At 68.9% G+C, this 17,838-nt stretch carries 19 protein-coding genes; 7 read left to right on the forward strand and 12 right to left on the reverse strand.

What is annotated here, in order from left to right:
- Nucleotides 1-24: 24 nt before the first annotated feature.
- From ACZ60E_RS09515 to ACZ60E_RS09530, 4 genes are all read right to left on the reverse strand, one after another.
- On the reverse strand, nucleotides 25-1,053 hold the full coding sequence (locus tag ACZ60E_RS09515) for an ArsR/SmtB family transcription factor (protein WP_469439219.1): 1,029 nt from the start codon (nucleotides 1,051-1,053) through the stop codon (nucleotides 25-27).
- Nucleotides 1,054-1,559: 506 nt separating this feature from the next.
- Nucleotides 1,560-1,721, reverse strand: a complete 162-nt coding sequence (locus ACZ60E_RS09520; protein WP_384810331.1) for a hypothetical protein — start codon at nucleotides 1,719-1,721, stop codon at nucleotides 1,560-1,562.
- Nucleotides 1,722-1,817: 96 nt separating this feature from the next.
- Nucleotides 1,818-2,534: a hypothetical protein gene (locus ACZ60E_RS09525; protein ID WP_469439220.1), complete on the reverse strand. Its 717-nt coding sequence runs from the start codon at nucleotides 2,532-2,534 to the stop codon at nucleotides 1,818-1,820.
- Complete coding sequence (locus tag ACZ60E_RS09530; protein ID WP_469439221.1) at nucleotides 2,535-3,008, reverse strand: RNA polymerase sigma factor; 474 nt, start codon at nucleotides 3,006-3,008, stop codon at nucleotides 2,535-2,537.
- A 752-nt stretch (nucleotides 3,009-3,760) separates the two neighbouring features.
- On the opposite strand from ACZ60E_RS09530, the gene ACZ60E_RS09535 reads away from it, so the two are divergent.
- A complete protein-coding gene (locus ACZ60E_RS09535; RefSeq protein WP_469439222.1) occupies nucleotides 3,761-5,035 on the forward strand; it encodes a prolyl oligopeptidase family serine peptidase in 1,275 nt (424 codons plus the stop codon).
- 130 nt (nucleotides 5,036-5,165) lie between these two features.
- On the opposite strand, the gene ACZ60E_RS09540 is transcribed toward ACZ60E_RS09535, so the two are convergent.
- The 3 genes from ACZ60E_RS09540 to ACZ60E_RS09550 form a co-directional block, all read right to left on the reverse strand.
- On the reverse strand, nucleotides 5,166-5,693 hold the full coding sequence (locus ACZ60E_RS09540; protein ID WP_469439223.1) for a hypothetical protein: 528 nt from the start codon (nucleotides 5,691-5,693) through the stop codon (nucleotides 5,166-5,168).
- Nucleotides 5,694-5,829: 136 nt separating this feature from the next.
- Nucleotides 5,830-6,609, reverse strand: a complete 780-nt coding sequence (locus ACZ60E_RS09545; RefSeq protein ID WP_469439224.1) for an inositol monophosphatase family protein — start codon at nucleotides 6,607-6,609, stop codon at nucleotides 5,830-5,832.
- 229 nt (nucleotides 6,610-6,838) lie between these two features.
- Entirely contained in the window at nucleotides 6,839-7,447 is a 609-nt protein-coding gene (locus tag ACZ60E_RS09550; protein WP_469439225.1) for an NAD(P)-dependent oxidoreductase, read from the reverse strand.
- A 153-nt stretch (nucleotides 7,448-7,600) separates the two neighbouring features.
- Here ACZ60E_RS09550 and ACZ60E_RS09555 point away from each other — a divergent pair, with 153 nt between their 5' ends.
- Nucleotides 7,601-8,614 carry an RNA polymerase subunit sigma-70 gene (locus ACZ60E_RS09555; RefSeq protein WP_469439226.1) on the forward strand — a complete coding sequence of 338 codons (1,014 nt, stop codon included), beginning with the start codon at nucleotides 7,601-7,603 and terminating at the stop codon, nucleotides 8,612-8,614.
- Nucleotides 8,615-8,756: 142 nt separating this feature from the next.
- Here ACZ60E_RS09555 and ACZ60E_RS09560 read toward each other — a convergent pair whose 3' ends face one another.
- The gene (locus tag ACZ60E_RS09560; protein WP_469439227.1) at nucleotides 8,757-9,158 is read right to left on the reverse strand and encodes a hypothetical protein; all 402 of its coding nucleotides are present in this window, start codon (nucleotides 9,156-9,158) and stop codon (nucleotides 8,757-8,759) included.
- Nucleotides 9,159-9,442: 284 nt separating this feature from the next.
- Between ACZ60E_RS09560 and ACZ60E_RS09565 the strand changes: the two genes are divergently transcribed.
- Nucleotides 9,443-10,168 (forward strand): DUF3626 domain-containing protein, encoded by a 726-nt coding sequence (locus ACZ60E_RS09565; RefSeq protein ID WP_469439228.1) that lies wholly within the window; start codon nucleotides 9,443-9,445, stop codon nucleotides 10,166-10,168.
- A gap of 42 nt (nucleotides 10,169-10,210) precedes the next feature.
- Here the strand turns inward: ACZ60E_RS09565 and ACZ60E_RS09570 are convergent, their stop codons facing one another.
- The gene (locus ACZ60E_RS09570) at nucleotides 10,211-11,245 is read right to left on the reverse strand and encodes a GNAT family N-acetyltransferase (RefSeq protein ID WP_469439229.1); all 1,035 of its coding nucleotides are present in this window, start codon (nucleotides 11,243-11,245) and stop codon (nucleotides 10,211-10,213) included.
- 69 nt (nucleotides 11,246-11,314) lie between these two features.
- Entirely contained in the window at nucleotides 11,315-12,019 is a 705-nt protein-coding gene (locus ACZ60E_RS09575; protein WP_469439230.1) for an alpha/beta fold hydrolase, read from the reverse strand.
- Nucleotides 12,020-12,099: 80 nt separating this feature from the next.
- On the opposite strand from ACZ60E_RS09575, the gene ACZ60E_RS09580 reads away from it, so the two are divergent.
- Nucleotides 12,100-12,732 carry a TetR/AcrR family transcriptional regulator gene (locus ACZ60E_RS09580; RefSeq protein WP_469439231.1) on the forward strand — a complete coding sequence of 211 codons (633 nt, stop codon included), beginning with the start codon at nucleotides 12,100-12,102 and terminating at the stop codon, nucleotides 12,730-12,732.
- Between the two features lie 292 nt (nucleotides 12,733-13,024).
- Nucleotides 13,025-13,333 (forward strand): immunity 53 family protein, encoded by a 309-nt coding sequence (locus tag ACZ60E_RS09585; RefSeq protein ID WP_469439232.1) that lies wholly within the window; start codon nucleotides 13,025-13,027, stop codon nucleotides 13,331-13,333.
- Nucleotides 13,334-13,384: 51 nt separating this feature from the next.
- Here the strand turns inward: ACZ60E_RS09585 and ACZ60E_RS09590 are convergent, their stop codons facing one another.
- Nucleotides 13,385-13,684, reverse strand: a complete 300-nt coding sequence (locus tag ACZ60E_RS09590) for a hypothetical protein (protein WP_469439233.1) — start codon at nucleotides 13,682-13,684, stop codon at nucleotides 13,385-13,387.
- A 382-nt stretch (nucleotides 13,685-14,066) separates the two neighbouring features.
- On the opposite strand from ACZ60E_RS09590, the gene ACZ60E_RS09595 reads away from it, so the two are divergent.
- Nucleotides 14,067-15,239, forward strand: coding sequence for a serine hydrolase domain-containing protein (locus ACZ60E_RS09595; protein ID WP_469439234.1), 1,173 nt, complete (start codon nucleotides 14,067-14,069; stop codon nucleotides 15,237-15,239).
- A 125-nt stretch (nucleotides 15,240-15,364) separates the two neighbouring features.
- Here the strand turns inward: ACZ60E_RS09595 and ACZ60E_RS09600 are convergent, their stop codons facing one another.
- On the reverse strand, nucleotides 15,365-16,984 hold the full coding sequence (locus ACZ60E_RS09600) for an aldehyde dehydrogenase family protein (protein ID WP_469439235.1): 1,620 nt from the start codon (nucleotides 16,982-16,984) through the stop codon (nucleotides 15,365-15,367).
- Nucleotides 16,985-17,114: 130 nt separating this feature from the next.
- On the opposite strand from ACZ60E_RS09600, the gene ACZ60E_RS09605 reads away from it, so the two are divergent.
- The gene (locus tag ACZ60E_RS09605) at nucleotides 17,115-17,798 is read left to right on the forward strand and encodes a TetR/AcrR family transcriptional regulator (RefSeq protein ID WP_469439236.1); all 684 of its coding nucleotides are present in this window, start codon (nucleotides 17,115-17,117) and stop codon (nucleotides 17,796-17,798) included.
- Nucleotides 17,799-17,838: the final 40 nt, after the last annotated feature.

Consider the following 17,838-nt stretch of genomic DNA (forward strand, 5'->3'; position numbering starts at 1 on the left):
AAGTCCCAGGCCGAGCGCCGGAGTTCAGCGCTCCGGCGGGTCGGGCGGGGCAGGTGGGCCCGCTGAGGTGTCAGGGGCCTCGGCGGGAGCTCGGGCGCCTGAGCGACCTTGACTCGAATGTGTCGTGTCAGGCCTCCGCAGCATGGCCGCCCCGAGCGGGGTGAGGGTGTGCAGGACGGTGTTCCGCACCCGTCGGCTGCCTACCAGACCGGCGTCCCGCAGGACGGTCGTGTGGTGGGTGGCCGTCGCGGGTGAGACGCCTAGGTGGCGGGCGAGTTCGGAGGTGGTCGCGCCGCAGGCCAGGGTGTGCAGGGCGGCGGCGCGGGTGCGGCCGAGCAGCGCGGACAGGGAGGCTTCCGAACGCTCGGGCGGCGCGGCCGGCCGGCTGTCGTGCAGCGGGTAGACGAGCACCGGCCGGAGGGTGTCGTCGGCCAGCGAGACGGGTGACTGCCAGCAGAAGTAGGAGGGTACGAGGCGCAGTCCGCGTCCGCCGAGGTAGAGGTCGCGGTCCTGTACGTAGTCGACGTGCAGGACCGGCGGACGCCAGCGCATGGCGGGCGAGAGGCCGCTGAGCAGGCCGCCGACGCCGCCGTCGAGGAGGGCGCGGGAGAGCAGGACGCGTTCGCCGGCGAGCGAGGCGCCGATGAATTCCTGGTGCGGGGCGACGACGGTGTCGTGGTAGTCGCGCAGTACCCGTACGAGTTCTCCGCGGAAGTGGCGTTCGGTGAGCCGGTACGCCCAGGTGGGAGCCCGGCCGAACCGAGCGAGGAGGGCCACCTCTTCGGCGACGCGGCGGGGCGGGGTGTCGAGGATGGCGGCGAGTCCCGGTTCGAGTCCGTCCTCGGACTCCTGCGGGGAGAGGAAGTCGGGCCAGTAGCGGGCCCGGGGCAGCACGGGGACGAGCAGCCGCCGGACGGCGGCGCCGAGCCGCGTGCCGGTGAGGGCTTCTCTGGTCGCGCGATGCCAGTGGGCGTAGGCCCATCGGCCTTGAGAGGTCTGAAGACGGTGCAGGCTGGAGGTGATCTCCCAGAGCGGGTCGGGTGTGTTCGCCACTCGGATGAGGCTCAGGTCATCGGGCGTGAAATGGATGCGCAGCATGGCAGGGTCCCCCGGTTCGACTAGTCGTCCCGCCCGGCAGGCAGCAGCCTGTGCCTTCTCGCGCACCGGGGACAACGTACGGATCCGGCCGTTCCGTACCGTCACCTCTGACCCACGGGTCTCGGCCACGCCGTCGGGTCCGGGGGGCGCCCGGGTCCGGAGGGTGCCGGGGTCCGACGTCCGCCGGGGTGATCCCCGCGGTGGGTCCGTCACCGCGGCGTCCGCTCCCGCAAGACACCGTGGCTGGGGCTGAGTTTCTTCTGCGGGTCGGTGGGGGCCGATCGCGCAGTTCCTCGCGCCCCTTACGAGCAGGGGTAAGGGCGTGCCTGGCAGCGGGCCCCTTCAGGGGCGCGGGGAACTGCGCGGCCCGCCCCCACCGACCCGCAGCCGAAGCAATCCCCGCACGAACGAACCCACACCCGGCGGACGCGCACAAGCGAAGGATCAGACGTACGGAAGGATCAGACGTACGACTGGAGCCAGTACAGCAGCAGGCCAGCCGCCCCGGTGCCCAGGCCGTAAGCCAGGCCGCGCAGCAGGGCGAAGGTGGCGGCGTCGCGCAGACGGCGGCGTTTGCGGCGTGATCCCGTGCTGGAAACGACAGTTCGGGGCTTGCGCTTCATGGTGTTGTACGTCCTTCTGGGGGCGTGAGGAGGAGCCTGTCGGCGGTCAGTGGCCCAGGAACCGGGACCGCGAACGGGCTTCTCGTCCATACGGAATCAGAGGGAGCCTGTGCAGTCCTGCAGGCGCCGGGCGAGACCGGCGTCGGGGCGGCACACCAGACGGTCCGCGTCGTCCTGCGTCGCCAGGCGGCGCACCTCGGCGTCCAGGGCCGGGGTGACGGGGGCCGGGGGCCGGTGGCGCCGGGTGTAGGCCGCGAACGTGCCGACCGTGCTGACGAACGTCGTCTTCACGGCGACGTCGTCATCCAGGTCGACGACGAGGAGCAGCATCTCGCGCCAGTGCTCGGCCTCCGCGGTCTCACCCCGGGACCTGTGCAGCAGTTGCAGGCACAGGGCGCTGGCGCCGAAGCCCGCCCCGGCGGTGAAGCGCCACCAGAACTGGGCGCTCTCGGGGTGCCCGGCCAGGTACAGCATGCAGGCGAAGACGTGCGCGCCGTCCAGGTCGACTTCCTCGGTGTCCCGGTCACGCGTCAGCAGCCGGTAGGCGTCACTCTCGCCGAGCGTCGCGGCGTACCGCTCGACGTGCGTGGTGGCGCCTGGCTGGTCCAGGCTCCAGCTGACGAACTCCTTCAGATGGCGCAGGGCACGGGAGACGGACGGGGCGGTGTCCGGCACGGGGCTGTAGCCGGCGTCGCGGGCCAGGCGGAGCAGTCCGGCGCCGACATCGAATGCGGGCTGTCGGGCGCGCAGGCGCCTGCCGGCCGCGGCCAGCACCTGTTCGGTGTGCGAGACGGATCCCTTCTGGGCGCTCATTCAGTTGCTCCTTCGGATACGGGCGGGCATGGCCTGCTCAAGTCGCTGCTTGGCCTTACGGCCGTGGTAGTCGACGGTGCTGGCCGACACGCCCAGATACCAGGCGATGTCGGCGGTGGCACAGCCGCACAGGTACCGCAGGGCCATGACGTCGAACTGCCGCGACGGCAGGGTGCACAGGGCACGCGCCACGTCGTTGTCCTCGATCAGTTCGGCTAAGTTGCCCCGGTAGTTCGTCAGCTTCTCGGAGATGACGGTGCGCCGCAGGATCGCCCACGTCTGCTGGTGGACGTTGCCGTCGGCCAGGAGGTCCGGCCAGTGTGCGAGGATCTCGAAGTAGGCGCGGTGGACGGCGTCTTCGGCGTCCTGCTGATCGTTGAGAATGGCTAGCGCGAACCGGTGGTAGTCCTCGTGGTTCTTCAGATAGAGCGCCTCGAAATCCAGCGGGAAGGGCAGCACGCCGGTGGCTGTCACGGGGCTTCCACCGGCCCCCGCACGGGCATCGTCAGTCATGGATCCTCTTCGTTGAGGCAAGATGCGAACGGCTCCGCGCTACGAGATGCGCATCTGCGGTGCCTTCTGACGTCGCCTATGAAACTCGTCCGAACGGGCGAACACGCATGCGTGGCAGGGCGAACATGACAGAGCGGTACTTGAACAGTGCACAAAGTCGCCGCCTACCCATTGGTAACGCAGAGTGGCCAGCGACTTCCCCGCGAGCGCCACGAGGTGGTCTACGCCTCTCCCGACTCAACTGTGTTGCAGTTCACTCGCGGAACCAGCGAATCCGCTCACGCGACTCAACTCGAACGGATGAATTTATGCAGTGTTCGCACATGGAACAGCCTGCATCTGATCCGTCACGACGCCTGCCAACACTCCCCGTTCGCGAACGGTCGGCGTCGTCGCGTGCGCGCGTCACGCATCTCCTCCGCGCCGCCGCCTCGACCCCGCCTCCGCTGCCCTCGTTGTGACGGTCCGTGCTGTAGACGTCCGCGTTGTGAGCCTGCGTGCTGTGAGCCCTCTCGCCGTCCGGAGAAAAGCCGAAGCGGCACCTGTCCGCTGCGCGGTGGCGCCGGTAACGTGCCGACGGTGCTCGCTTCTGTGCTGCTCATGACACTGCCCGTCCTGATCCGGTACGGGCGGGCCGCCGTCAACTCCTCAGCGACCCCCACGCCGCATGCGGCGAACAGGCCGCGATGAAGCCCCCCACTCAAGGAGTCCGCATGGCAACACCGCTCAGCCGTCGCACCCTTCTGGCCGCCGGCACGGGCGCCGCCGCCGGTCTGTCCCTCCCCGGCGCCTCCGCGTACGCCGGCGACCGTGGAGTCAGCAGCCTGAGATTCACCCTCAACGCCCAGGTGCTGGACGGTGGTGAACAGGTCACCTCGGTCACCCTCGACGCCGCCCGCCTCGGCCCGATCGACCCCGCCAGCCTGACCACCGGCACCTTCACCGTGCACGCCAAGGCCACCAGCCCGATCCCCATCGCCGACGGGGACGTCATTTTCAGCGAGTACGACCTCGATCGCACGGTGACAGCAGTTCGGCTCGACCGCCGCGGCAACATCGTGCTCGACCTGAGTCATGCCGAGGGTCAGATCGGCGGTGGCACCCTCGGGTACATCGCCGGCAGGGGCCGCAACGTCGTGCTCGACCTCGTGTACACCATCACCCAGCAGGCCCCGTTCGCCCTACGCGATCACCGATCGATCACCGTCAAGAGCTTCGTGCAGAACCGCCGGCTGTCGGACCCCGAGGTCGACGCGTTCAGCTCCCACGTCTCCGGCTCGGGAATGAAGTACCGGCTGTACTCCCCCACCGGCGCCCACTCCTCCCGACGGAGCAAGCGACCGCTGATCGTCTGGCTGCACGGCGGAGGCGAGGGCGCCTCGCTGCCCGACTACTACGACAACGAGACCACGCTCCGAGCCAACCGCGGCGCGCTGGGCTTCGCCACCCCCGAAGCGCAACGCATCTTCGACGGCGCCTACGTCCTGGCGCCGCAAAGCACTTCCGCGTGGATGCAGGACGGCCCCCGCTTCGCCCCCCTCATCCGCGAGATCATCGGCGACGTGACACGCGGCAACCGCATCGACCACGACCGGATCTACGTCGTCGGCTGCAGCAACGGCGGCTACATGAGCATGAAGATGACCACCGTCTATCCCACGCTGTTCGCCGCCTCCGTGCCGATCTGCGGCGTCGTCGGATCCTTCCCCCCCGGCGGCCCGCCGCTGATCCCCGACAGTGAACTGGTGAAGATCAGCACCCCCAGCTGGCTCGTCGCCTCCCGCGACGACCTCACCGTGGATCCGCAGGCCAACACCGTCCACGCGCACGAGCTGATCCCCGGCTCACTCGTGACGCTCTACGACCATGTCGTCCGGAACGGCTACCAGTTCTCCGGCCACTGGTCGTGGATCTACGTCGCCCGCAACGACCCCAGCCTGAACGGAACCCACATCTGGCAGTGGATGGCCGCGCAGCAACGGCACTGACAGAAGTGCCGTGTTCGGGGGCGCTGCCGTCAGGACGGCTGTGTTCGGGACGGCTGTGTTCGGGGGTGCTCGGCGAGTAGGTCTCGGCTGTCCCGCGCCGCGCCCTCGATGCGTGGGGCGCGGGCGGGAACTACTTGCGGACCCGGCCCCACGGCTTGAAGACCGAGAGCACCATCGCGAAACTCAGCAGCACCATGGCGGTGGTGGCGAGGAACGCGACGAACCAGATGTCCTGCAAAGGCTGTTCACCTGTGGAGAGTTCGGTGATCGGGCCCAGAAAGAGCAGCAGCATCACGCAGGCGATGCCGTTGAGGGCCAGCTTCACCGACACCCACCAGTAGCGGACGAGTCCCCATTTGGTCGCCAGCCCCAGCAGGACGCCGGTGACGAGGCAGACCACCCCTGCTGCGAGAGCCGACAGCAGCAGGGGGACGACGAAGAAGTCCGCGAGGGCCTGGTACACGGCGGTGCGGTCGTCGCCCGCGCGTAACCAGCCGATCGCCACCAGAACGGTCGAGACGACATCGATGCCGATCCAGGCTCCCGCCGACACGACATGCGTGACCAGGATGCTCTTGCGCCACCGGGCCGGGATGCTCCAGCGAACTCGGTTTCCCCGTGCCGGCGGAGTGGTTCGGGGCGTGGTGAGGGTACTCATGGCCGTCCTTGTCTGCGCAGTGCGGGGGTGATGGGTAAGAGGTAGGAAGCCCTCGACCCTGGCCAACTGGGCGCCTCGTCCGCGCACTTCCGGGAGCGAAGTCGGCGTACGCCGTGATCTCGGTGATCCGGGACCCTCAGTCGGTCAGGACTTTCAGCGCGGCGGCGTGCACACCCGGCGCGGCGGCGAGGTAGCTCTTGCCTGCCAGTTCCCACGGCTTGCCCTCGAAGTCGGTCACGACGCCTCCGGCCTCCTGGACCAGCAGCACACCTGCCGCGTGGGACCGGACGTTGTCGAACTGCCAGTGCAGATCCATGCGGCCCGCGGCGACCTGGGCGAGCTGGTGGGTCACCGGCACGGAAACCCGCACATACAGCGCGGAGTTCGTCATCGCGGCGAAGGCGGAGCCCATCCGCTGCGCGAGTTCGGGGTCGTGACCCGGCTGCGCCTGCCCGGTCCCGGCGAGTGCGCCGTCCAGCGACGTCTTCGCCGAGACCTGCAGCCGTACGCCGTTGAGGAACGCCCCGCCGCCCTCGGTCGCGGTGAACATCTCGTCGAGGACCGGGAAGTAGACCACCGACAGCACCGGGCGGCCGTCACGGACGAGGCTCACGCCGATGTTCCAGTCGGGCATGCCGTGCACGGCGTTGACGTTGCCACCGACCGGGTCGATGAGCCACCACTCCCCCGTGGCCAGCGGCCCCGAGCCGTGCTCGTCGTTGAGCCAGCCCCCGCTGGGCAGAGCTTCGGTCAGCACCGGGCGCAGCACGTCGACCACAGCCGCGTCATTGGCCTGGAGGTTCGCGAGGAGCTCGGAGAGACCGGGCGGACGGGACTCGGTGGAGTAGCGCGTCATCATCCGGGCGCCGGCGGCGCGGACGGCGGCGACGGTGGCGGCAAGCAGTTCCTGGCTCATGAAGGCTCCTGAAGTCGAACGAAAAGGATCTGTGTCTGTCGGTACGGGAGATGCGCCCCGGCCAGTCGGCTGGCCGGTCAGGCGGCGGGCGAAGCGCTTTCGCCGATAAGCGAGTTGGGCCCAGCCGCGTCGCGCCAGCCGCGTGGGCTGACCAGCCAAAGTACGCCTCGACCACGCCTGGCTCCGCGAGCAGGTCCGGGCGTCGGTCGAGGAGGTCACCGCCGGCTGGTTACTCCGCCAGCGGAAGGGCCACGGCGCCCGGATGGGCAGGCGCCTCGGCTTCGTCGAGCATCGCCGCGGCCACGGTCTCCCGGCTCACCTTCGCACCGAGGTCGAGGAGGGGCCCGGCCTCCAGACCGACGGTGCGCCGATGGGGGCTTTCCGGTCCGTCGGCGAGCATGCCCGCGTGAAAGACGGTGCCTCCGGCCGCGAGAACGGTGTTGTCGGCTTCGACCTTGTCCGGGAGGCGGTCGCCCAGCACCTTGGCGAGCATGCCCGCCCCTTCTCCCGCCACTTCGGCCGACGCGCCCGTGCCGTAGGCACCGAGCCAGATCACGCGCCGCGGACCGGCGGCGACGACGGCTCGGGCACCGGCCAGGAGGGTCCCGGCCCGGTTCGTACCGAGGGCGGAAAGGACCACGGAATCCCCGTCCACGACGGCGGCGATGCTGGCCGCGTCGTGCACGTCGGCCGCCACTTTGCGCAGGTTCGGGGAGTCGGGCAGGTCGATCTTCTCGGGATCACGCGCGATGGCGGTCACGGTGTGACCACGTCGCAGGGCCTGTCGGGTGAGGGCGATTCCGGTCTGGCCGGAAGCCGCGAGGACGGTGAGGTTCATGCCGAGAACGTTAGGGAGGTCCTCACTTAACATCAAGTGCATACATTTGAATCGACGATTAATCCAGACGCAATCGTACGGAGAGGTGATGAGTTTTCGCGTCCGCACCCGTCACACCTATGACAGGGCACGACGAGGCGGAAGGATGACGTGATGAGCGCGGACATGCGGCTGGAGGATCTGGACGTGAGCGGGCTGGGCGTGGGTGGGCTGGGTGAGGTCGACGAGCCGGCGTTCTCGGGGCTGGCGGAGCGGCACCGGCGGGAGCTGCACGTGCACTGCTACCGGATGCTCGGGTCGTTCGAGGACGCCGAGGACACCGTTCAGGAGACATTCCTCCGTGCCTGGCGGCGGCGGGAGACCTTCGAGGGGCGGTCGACGTTCCGGGCCTGGCTGTACCGGATCGCCACCAACGCCTGCCTGGACCAGCTCGCCAAGTGCCGCCCGGAGCCTGCGACCGGCGGCGAGGTGCTGTGGCTGCAGCCCTATCCGGACCGGCTGCTCGACGAACTGCCCGCGGCCGACGCGGGCGAGCCGGAGGCCGTCGCCGTCGCGCGGGAGACGATCGAGCTGGCGTACCTGGTGGCGGTCCAGCACCTCGCGCCGCGCCCGCGGGCCGTACTGATCCTGCGGGACGTGCTCGGCTGGCCGGCGAAGGATGTCGCGGAGCACCTCGGGGACTCCGTCAACTCCGTGAACAGCGCGCTGCAACGGGCCCGCGCCGGCCTGCGGGAGCATCTGCCCGCCGAGCGGCAGGACTGGACCGGCGGCGAACAGGACGCGGATACGCGCGAGTTGGTGCGCCGCTATACCGAAGCCAGCGTGGCCACGGACGTCAAGGGCCTCGCCGCACTGCTGCGGGACGACGTCCGCTGCTCGATGCCGCCCACGCCGGGCCTGTACATCGGCCGCGACGCGGTGGTGAACGACTGGGTCGAAAACGGCTTCGAGACCATGAAGGGCCTGCGCGCCGTCCCCACCGCCGTGAACCGACAGCCCGCCGTAGCCTTCTACCTCTGGCAGAAACAGCAGGGCGCGTACCTGCCCCTGACGATCGACGTCCTACGCATCACCGGCGGAACGATCACGGAGATCACCACGTTCCACAACGACCAGTTCCCACGCCTCGGGCTGCCGCAGCGGCTGCCTGCGGATGGCGTGGAGTAGGCGTGGTGCGGACGCTGGATACCAGCTGGCAGGCACTTCAGAACACGTCCCCCATCAAACAGCCGATGGAATAGGGAACAAGGTCGCCGAGAAAGGCGCGATGCTCGCCCCACGCCCCTGCCCGAAAGGCATCAACCCTTGGCTATGCCTCGCGCCACTCCCCCATAGAGCCGGCCGCCCACGTCTGGATGAAGTCGGTCACCAAGCCCCACGCCCGATCGACGTCCAGGACACATTCGCCCGTGAACGCGGCCAGTTCATACATCACGGGGACTTCGACCTCAGCGTCCGAAGGCACGGTGCCGTCTCCTACCAGCAAAGACATCCGCTCGGTGTCATCCATGAGGTGGATGACCGCGTGACCGCCCCGGAAAGCGAGGAGCAGCACCGGGAACTCGCTGTGCGGCGGCCGAACCTCGACATACCCCTGCCCACGGAAACGCAGGTCGGTAAAACGGTCCGACAACTCCGTCACCTCTGAATGCCTCTCAGCCGGATGGAACAGTCCCGATTCCGGTGATGTCGCCGCCCACGCCACGCTCATACAGCCCCTCTTCCTCCCAGTGGTCACTACTTACGTGTGGCCGGTGGTCGGAAGAGTACGGCCATCGTCTGAATGAATCGCGGCCACCCTCATCGACCATCGACGGCACTGTGTGCTTCGTCCGCACCGATGAGGCCATCACCGCGGAGAGGGTGGCCGACGGTGCCCGACTGTGACAGGAGTGTATTGAGGGTGAGTTCGCGTAGCCCTCGCGGTTGGACGCAAAGCTGTCGACCGCTCCGGAGGGATCCGTGCACACTCCACGCACGAGTTCTGAGATCTCCATGCCCCTGCAGGAGAAGGCTCTGCGGCATGTCGCCGCCTCCTGCGGAGGGAAGCCGTTGTCCGGTGACTTGCGGGTGACGATGCACTTTCACCCCGATCGCGCCGCGGAGGGCCGTCCGATTCTGTCTCGGATGGCGGAGGACGGGGTCTATCGGTCGCAGTTCGTGACCGGCACGAGCAATGGTGGTTTAACTGCTCATGCCGGCGGGGATCGTTGGCGTTGGGAGAGCCATATCTTCGGTGGCGCGTATGACCACGCACCAGCTGACCAGCGCCCCGTGTACGGCGCGTTGAACTATCGTCGTAGTCCGATCGGCGGCGCACCGCGGTTCGGTTCTTCCTACCTCAGGCTCAACGCCCAGACGCTCGCGCGCACGACGTTCTGTTACCCCGACAGTTCCGCCGAGCCCTCCGACTTCGGCGTGTTCGACCGCTGCTCGCTCATCGAGCTGGCCGTCGCTGCGAAGGTGGACGCCCTGGATGGCCACATCGAGGCGCAAATCCATGGACCGGTCAGCTTCGGCCGTGACGTCGAGGCGCTGGTGCTGGATCCGAGCTATCGCGGACCGGAGTACGTCGACCTGGGGGCTGCCATCGCCGTCGGCGGTCGACTCAGTCCCAAGGTCATCGGAGATGCTGCCCGCACGGGGCTATATGACCTTCAGGATCTGAAGAAGGTCTGGCACTGCCTGGCCCGCTTTGGGAGCCCCGCCATTACCTGCTGATCGACAACTCGACCTTGGGGACGAACCCGCCCGCTCAGCCCATCAGAAAGGGAGGCCCTGTAGGTCCATACCCTTGGTGGGGAGAGGCAGGCCTGCCAGGTCTAAGGCCATCATGGTCAGTGGCAACGTCCTCGCGCCGTCGGGCTGTTGGACCGTGGCGGGCACGGCGCCCCGGCTCCATCCCAGTTCCGTGTAGAACGGGACCAGGTCCGGGCGGCAGAGGAGGATCATCGTTTCGGCGTCGGCCGCCCGTGCGTGTTCTACCGCCACGCTGATGAGCGTACGAGCGATGCCCTGGCCCCGATGGGCGGGGTGCACCAGCACACCTCCCAGCCCGGCCGTGCGGCGCGGTGCTCCGTCGAACGCCATGTCCCGCAGCAGCCATCCCACGGAAGCGATCGGCCGACCGCCGGAGACAGCCGTGAGGGTGTGCTCCTTGTCGGCCCGCACCAGGCCGAGACCGTTCATCTCGAACGGGTGGGACACGCCGTCGTGGAGTAAGGCTCCGGCATCTGGAGAAGCCGGACCCGGCGTATGGATCAGCTGAAGGTCCGTACAACCGTCATCCACCACGTGCACCACGTGTTGCGCAGCGGCGGCGGTAGCGGCGTCGAACCGGTAGCGCAGGCACGGCAGGCCGCTGGACTCGACAGTGCCGTCCGGCTGGGCGCCCAGCCGGCGCAGTACCGCGGTCGAGGCCGTGTTGCCGGGCAGGACGAACGCGAAGACGGCAGGGAGCGCGAGGCGGCGAAACGCCAGGTCCAGGCACGCGGCGCCCGCCTTGGCCGCGATCCCACGGCCCTGCGCCCGCGGGTGCACGGCGAAACCGATGTCGACTCCGTGCCGGGCCCGATTGCGCAGTCCCACCCGGCCGAGAAACGCGCGCGTCGTGGCATCCCTGACCGCGAAGTCACCGTAACCGTGCCTGCCCCAGTGGGCGACGTGCTCGTCGCACATGGCCCTGGCCGCGGACCGGCTGTCCGCCCGGCCGGTCGCCAGCCATCGCATGACACTGTCCTGGCTGACCACGGCCTCGAAGAGATCGTCGCTGTCGCCGCGGCGGATCGGTTCCAACACAAGCCTCTGGGTGCGCAGAACGGGTCCACTTGTACGGGCCACTCAGCAACTCCTCTCAATCGATACGCGTCACAGATCCAACAGCAGGTCCCGGATCACCGTAGGCCGGGACAGGAACGGATGGTGGCCCGCGTCGACTTCGACCACGTTGTTGGCCCGGCGGGCGAACTCTCGCTGCAGCGGGGCCGGAGTCCCTCGGTCCTGCGCGCAGACGAGGTACGTCGAGGGCAGCTGCTGCCATGCCGCCGCCCCGACCGGCTGCCCGGTCACCTGCACGCTCTGCCGGGCGAGGTGGTCCGCCGCCTGCGCCTGGACCTCGGGGTCGCAGTCCTGCAAGAAGGTGTCCACGAGCAGCTCGGGGCGGACCCCGAACGTACCGGCCTCGAAGTCGACATCAAGGAACGGGGCGGGGCCGTCGCCGTCGCCGTCGCCGAAATCCGACAGGCTCTGTCCGACCTCGGGCAAATAACTGGAGATCAGCAGCAGGTGGCGCACCGACCCGATGCCCGCGGCGGCCTCCGCGGTGACGATGCCGCCATAGCTGTGGGCGACCACGACGGTCGGTTCGTCGCCGGTCCGCAACACCTGCCGTACGGCGGCGACATCCTCGGTCAGCCCCGGGCCACTGAACCCGCCGGGCAGGCCCGCCTCACCGCAACTCGGCAGTCCTGGGGCCACACTTGCCACCCCCCGCTCTTGCAACAACTCGGCGGTACGGTGCCACCACCATGCCCCGTCCCGCACGCACGCCCCGTGCACGAACACCACTCTCATCGCCGGCCTCCACGTAAGCCTCGTCCGCTGTCTCCCTGTCGACGTTAGACGTAGTGGCTGTTACGTGAAAAAGTTGGGTCATGGGCAGACGACCGCAGCCGCAGATCAAGGACCGGCTGCTCGAAGCATGTGCCGATCATGCCCTCGCGCACGGCCTCCCCGACCGGCTCGGACCGCTGGCCACCGCCACCGGTACCTCGGCCCGCATGCTCATCTACCACTTCGGCACCCGCGACGACCTACTGCGGGCCGTTCTCGGGCGCGCACGGCAACGTCAACTCGACGCTTTCGGCGACCTCTTGCGGGCGCGGCCCGACGAGCCCTACACCATCACTCTGGACCGTGCCTGGACCTCCATCACCGGCCCGGACGGGCAGCCGTACCTGCGGATGTTCGGTCAGCTGCGCGAGAGTGCCGAGCAACAGCTGTGGCCCAACTTCCGGCGCACCGCGACGACCGACTGGCTCGGGCCGCTGGAGGACGGCCTGCTGAGCATCGGCCGACCGGACCTCGCGACGCTCGTCCTCGCCGTCATCCGCGGTCTCCTCATGGACCTCGACGCCACCGGGGACACCGCCCGCACCGGTCAGGCCTTCCACGACTTCCTCGGCACGGTCGACCAGCTGTCCGGCGCCAGTTACTCAACCGCCAGCCACTCGCAGGAGCACGCCGACAGCAGCACGACCGGCACCGGTACGACATCGGGAACGTAGTCCCGCTCCCGGGGAGACATCAGCCAGGGTTCATCGTGTGCGAGGACCGGCCGCCGGGAGGGCGGCGTCCGACGGTCCTCTCCTGCAGTCGACGGCCTGTCGCTCACGATCGGGGCCGGAAGAGCGACGGGGTTCTTCGGCCCGCTGCTGTCGAGCCACATGTCGAGCGAGGCGACCCAGACCGTCGACGACGACGTGATCGTGATCGACCGCGGCCGACTGATCCACGAGGGCAGGTAAGAGGGTTCGACATCGCGGAGGTCGCACTCTGTATCGCTTAGCATCTCCTGCCATGAGCGATGCGGAGCCGCTTCTCGACTGGCTGCAGAACTGGTACGCCCAGCAGTGCGACGGCGACTGGGAACACGAGTGGGGCGTGAAGATCGGCACTCTCGACAACCCGGGCTGGACCGTCAGCATCGATCTGGAGGGGACCGACCTGGAAGCACGCGACCACCCTCGTCAGGACATCGACCGCGCCCCGCAGGACTGGGTCTCCGTCTGGGTCGCCGAGAAGACTTTCCATGCCGCGTGCGGTCCCGGAAACCTCACGGAGGCCCTCACCCTGTTCCGTACCTGGGCGACCACGGATGCTTCCTGAAGCGGCTCGGGACCGGCAGACGCCGACCCCGTGAACCATGTAGTCGGAGCGCTAGCAGTGGTAGCCGTCAGGGCACTCCGCGAGTGGGCCGATGAAGAGCCAGACCGTGAGGAGCAGCGCGCTGGAGAGCGTCGCCATGATGATGAAGCGACGGAGAGCGCGCTGCCGACGCCCGCTGTACGCCGCCACGAGCCCCGCGGCCGGTGCGACCACCGCGCCAAGGGCGGCAGCCCACAAGGTGATGTCGACGGACTCCGCCATCACCTGGGGGAACCCCATGGCACGGGCGAGGGCCGGCGCGAACAGGATGAACGGCGTGGCCGACCACCACCACGACAGGCCCGTAATCACTCGATCCAGCGTGGACGGAATCCGGCATTCGGGCGGAGCATCACCCGGACGCCGGGCCGGAACCGCGCTGGTTGATGGCATGTCCGAAGCATAGGCAGTCCTGTGGTGCGGCAGGAGTTCGCTATGCGAGCGATTCCGACCTGTCACACACGGCGCCGGCCTCGCGCGCGTGTCACTCGTTGAGGTGCAGTACGGCCGCGTCACGTGGATCTCTGGCCACCGGTTTGTTTCTGTACATCATGTTATGGGATGAATCGGAAGGAGCCCTGGTGACCAGCACGCTGGTGCTGGAAAGCCGGTGGGTCCGGAAGCTCGGTCAGCGGTTCTGACGGCAGCTGGTCGTTCTGACATCCCACCGCGCTCACGTTTCAGGAGTTCCTCCGTGCGAGTTCCCAGCTTTCCGCAGGTCCGCCTCCCCCTTGCCGCTCTGCTGGCCGCCGCCTGTTTGGCGGCTCCGGTGCAGGACCCGGCCCGAGCCGCGGACGGTCCCGCGGGTCATGACCGCGCGCTGCGGCAGCAGTTGCAGGATCTGACCACCGCGCCCGGCGGACCACCCGGAGCGATCGCCGTCCTCAAGCGCGGAACCCACACCGAGGTCTACCGGGCAGGCGTCGCCGAAACCGGCACCGACCGTCCGATCAAGGTCACCGACCACATGCGTATCGCCAGTACGGCCAAGGCGTACAGCGGCGCCGTCGCCCTCCGCCTCGTCGACGGCGGGGACCTGCGTCTGAACGACACCGTCGGCAAGGTGCTCCCCCGGCTGCCGCACGCATGGCATCGGGTTACGCTCCGGCAGCTGCTCAACCACACCAGCGGACTGCCGGACTTCAGCGCGGCCCCGGAGTTCCTGGCTCTGGTGACCGAGAACCCGCGCCGCCACTTCGACTCCCGCCGCCTGCTGGACTTCGTGGCCGACGAACCGTTGGCGTTCCGTCCGGGGACCCGGTACGTCTACTCCAACTCCGACAACATCGCCGTGGCGCTGATGGCGGAGGCGGTGACAGGCGTGCGCTACGAAGACCTGCTCGACGAACTCGTGTACCGCCCGCTGGAGCTGCGTAGCACCAGCCTGCCGCAGGGTTACCGGATGCCCGAGCCGTACATGCACGGCTACGACGTCACCGCGCAGAATCCGCCCGGGGACGTCAGCGAGGTGCTGGGCACGTCGGGTGTGTGGGCCTCTGGCGGGATCATCTCGACGCCGAAGGACATGACGGCCTTCATCCGCGGTTACGCCGGTGGGAAGCTGATCTCCGACCGGACCCGCCGTCAGCAGCTGAACTGGGTGGACGGCGCGTCCGAACCGGCCGGTCCCGGCAAGAACAAGGCCGGTCTCGCCCTCTTCCGGTACACCACCCGTTGCGGCGTGGTGTACGGCCACACGGGCAACTTCCCCGGCTACACACAACTGATCGCGGCCACCCCGGACGGCGAGCGGTCACTGACCGTCTCCCTCACCACCCAGGTCAACAAGTCCAGCAAGCCGGAGCTTCTGGAGCGCCTGCGCACCGTCGAGGAGAACTTCGTCTGCGCGCTGCTGCGCAAGCCGTAAGCAGAGGCAGGTTCGTGGGCTCAGGACGCAGGATGCAGGACGCCGGACGCCGCGCGCAGGCTGAACTGCCGGGCCAGAAGGCGTACGGGGGTCGAGTCGTCGCGCGCCACCCCAGGCGTGCGGCGTCAGAGCTCAGGCGAGCCCGTACGGCGGAAGAGCCCGCGTGTCGCGGTGAAGGCGAGGGCGAGCAGGCGTGGCCACGTGGGTTGGACGGCGTACCGGGCGAAGCGCGTCGACAGGTCCAGCCAGCCCCGCTTGCTCGTCATGAGGAGGTGGCCCGGCGAGGTGAAGCCGCTGACCACGATCGACTTCTCGGCGTTCTCGTATCCCAGGAGGTTGCCGAAGTTGCCGCGGCCGGAGACGAACGCGCGGCCCTCCTCGTTGCCGCCCCAGATGAGGTAGGGGTTCGTCCAGATCATCGGCGGCATCGTGTTGACGCCGACGGCGCCGTAGCGGAGGTCCGTGACCGCGCGATCGACGGTGGCCGCGTGAGTCTTCTTGGTGTCCTCGTCGATGAGGATCGTCGCGGCGAGGGTTCCGAGGAGGTTCTCGTTGACGAACTCCGCGGCTGCCGGAAGGAACGTCCCGGCGTCGGGTGCGACGTCGAGCGCGACCTCGCCCATGACCTGGCAGAACGCCTCGTGGTCGAGCGCGAAGCCCTCGGTGCCGACGTCCTCGATGACCATGACCAGCGAAGCGGGGCGGCCGTCCACGGGCTGGATGAGCCGCCCGCCGGGATAGGCGTCACGGAAGGCGTCGAAGGTCTTGTCGACCCCGGGATAGCTGGTGCTGGAGCCGGGCGTGAGGTCGCGCAGGGCGACGGTGATCGCGTCCAGTAACTGCCGCCGCTGCGGCCAGTGCCGACTCGTCACCAGGGTCTGCGTACGTCCGCAGATCGAGCCGCCGCTGATCGTGACGATGGTGGCGATCTGAAGCGCCTGGTGGCGGATCTCCCGCTCGGTCCACGGGCGGTCGCCGGGGACGACGATGCACGGGTTGTTGCCACCGCACTCGGACACCAACTCGGTGTCCGTGGCCTCCATGATGGCTTTGGCGGAGGCGGTCCCGCCGGTGAAGTAGATCTTCGAGAGGCGGTGGTCGCGGGTCAGGGCGGGCCCCTCGGCGGCGGGACAGAAGGCGGCCGCGCGGACGTCGACGAGCGGTTGCAGGACCTTCTCCCACACCCGGTCGGCGTCCTCGTTGAGGTGGTGGGGCTTGTGGACGACCACACAACTGTCGACGAAGAGGGCCCGGATCATCTCGAAGGACGACGCGACGTTCCCCGCCCCCAGTACGGCGACGATGCCACCGGGCTTCGCGTACGGGTCCACCCTGCGAGGCTCCCCGACGACGCGCAGCACGTCGGTCCGGTCGCCGTTGAGCAGGCGGTCCTTCCCGCGCGGGGAGACCCTGACGTCGAAACGGCCGTCCCCGGCAGGGGTGACCGCCAGCGGCTGGAGCGGGCGGTCGCGGACCAGTCCCTCGTACAGGTCGATGGCGGCCGAGACGTTCGCGGCCATCGGCACCAGGACCCGTTGGATGCTCGTGCCCACCTGGTGGGCGTCGGCCGGGTCCGCCGGGTCGATGCCCTTCGCGTGGCAGTCCGCCGACATCAGCTCGTCGAAGTGCCGGTCGATGTTCGCGCGGACCAGGCGGAGCAGCCTCAGTCGCTCCACCGGCGGGGTGGCCCGCCACCGGTCCGGGTCGACCCAGCCGACAGCCTCGGTGACCTTCATGACGTCCATGACGTGCCCCTTCCCTCGGCCGGCGGCAGCGTGATCCACCCGGCCACGAAAATAGTGGACCAGCGGTACATTGAAATTAATGTACCGCCGGTCCACAGTCAATGGACCGGCGGTCGACTAATCTCGGGGGATGGCGACCTTCCAGCGTGCACGGAGCGACGAACAGCGTGCCGTGCGTCGGCGGAGCATCCTGGAAACCGCGGCCGGCATGCTCGACGAGATGCCGGTGGCAGCCGTGAGCCTCAACGAACTCAGCCGCCGCGTCGGGCTGGCGAAGTCCGCGATGATGCGCTATTTCGAGTCGCGCGAGGCGGTTCTGCTCGATCTGCTCTCCGAGGCGGCCGCCCGCTACCGGTCCGATGTCGCCGGGACACTCCCCGGGTGGGCCGACCCGTCCGCTCCTGCTCCGGTGCGGACGCGCCAGGTCGCGGCGCGGCTGGCCACGACGTTCGCCGCGCACCCGATGCTGTGTGAACTGCTGAGCGCGCAGCACGCGATCCTTGAGCACAACGTCTCCGTCGAGGTCGCCGCCCGGTACAAGAGGTCCTCGCGTGACGCCATCCACTGGCTGGCCGAGCGGCTGCGCGACCTGCTCCCCGAGCTCGACGACGAGCGGGCGCTGCGCGCCGCACATATGGTCATCATCCTCGTCGGCGCCCTGTGGACCCGCAGCCGCCCCGCCCCCGCGCAGCTGGCCGCCTTCCAGGCCGACTCAAGTCTGGCGTTCATGCACCCGGCCTTCACCGAGGCCTTCGAGGCCGCGATCGGCACCTTCTTCCTTGGCCTCGTCGCGGAGACCACGGACGCGGCCTGACGCGGCACCGCGTGCGAGGCGGCGTGTGCGGCGGCGTACA

It is taken from the genome of Streptomyces sp. NPDC102514 (assembly GCF_055584525.1).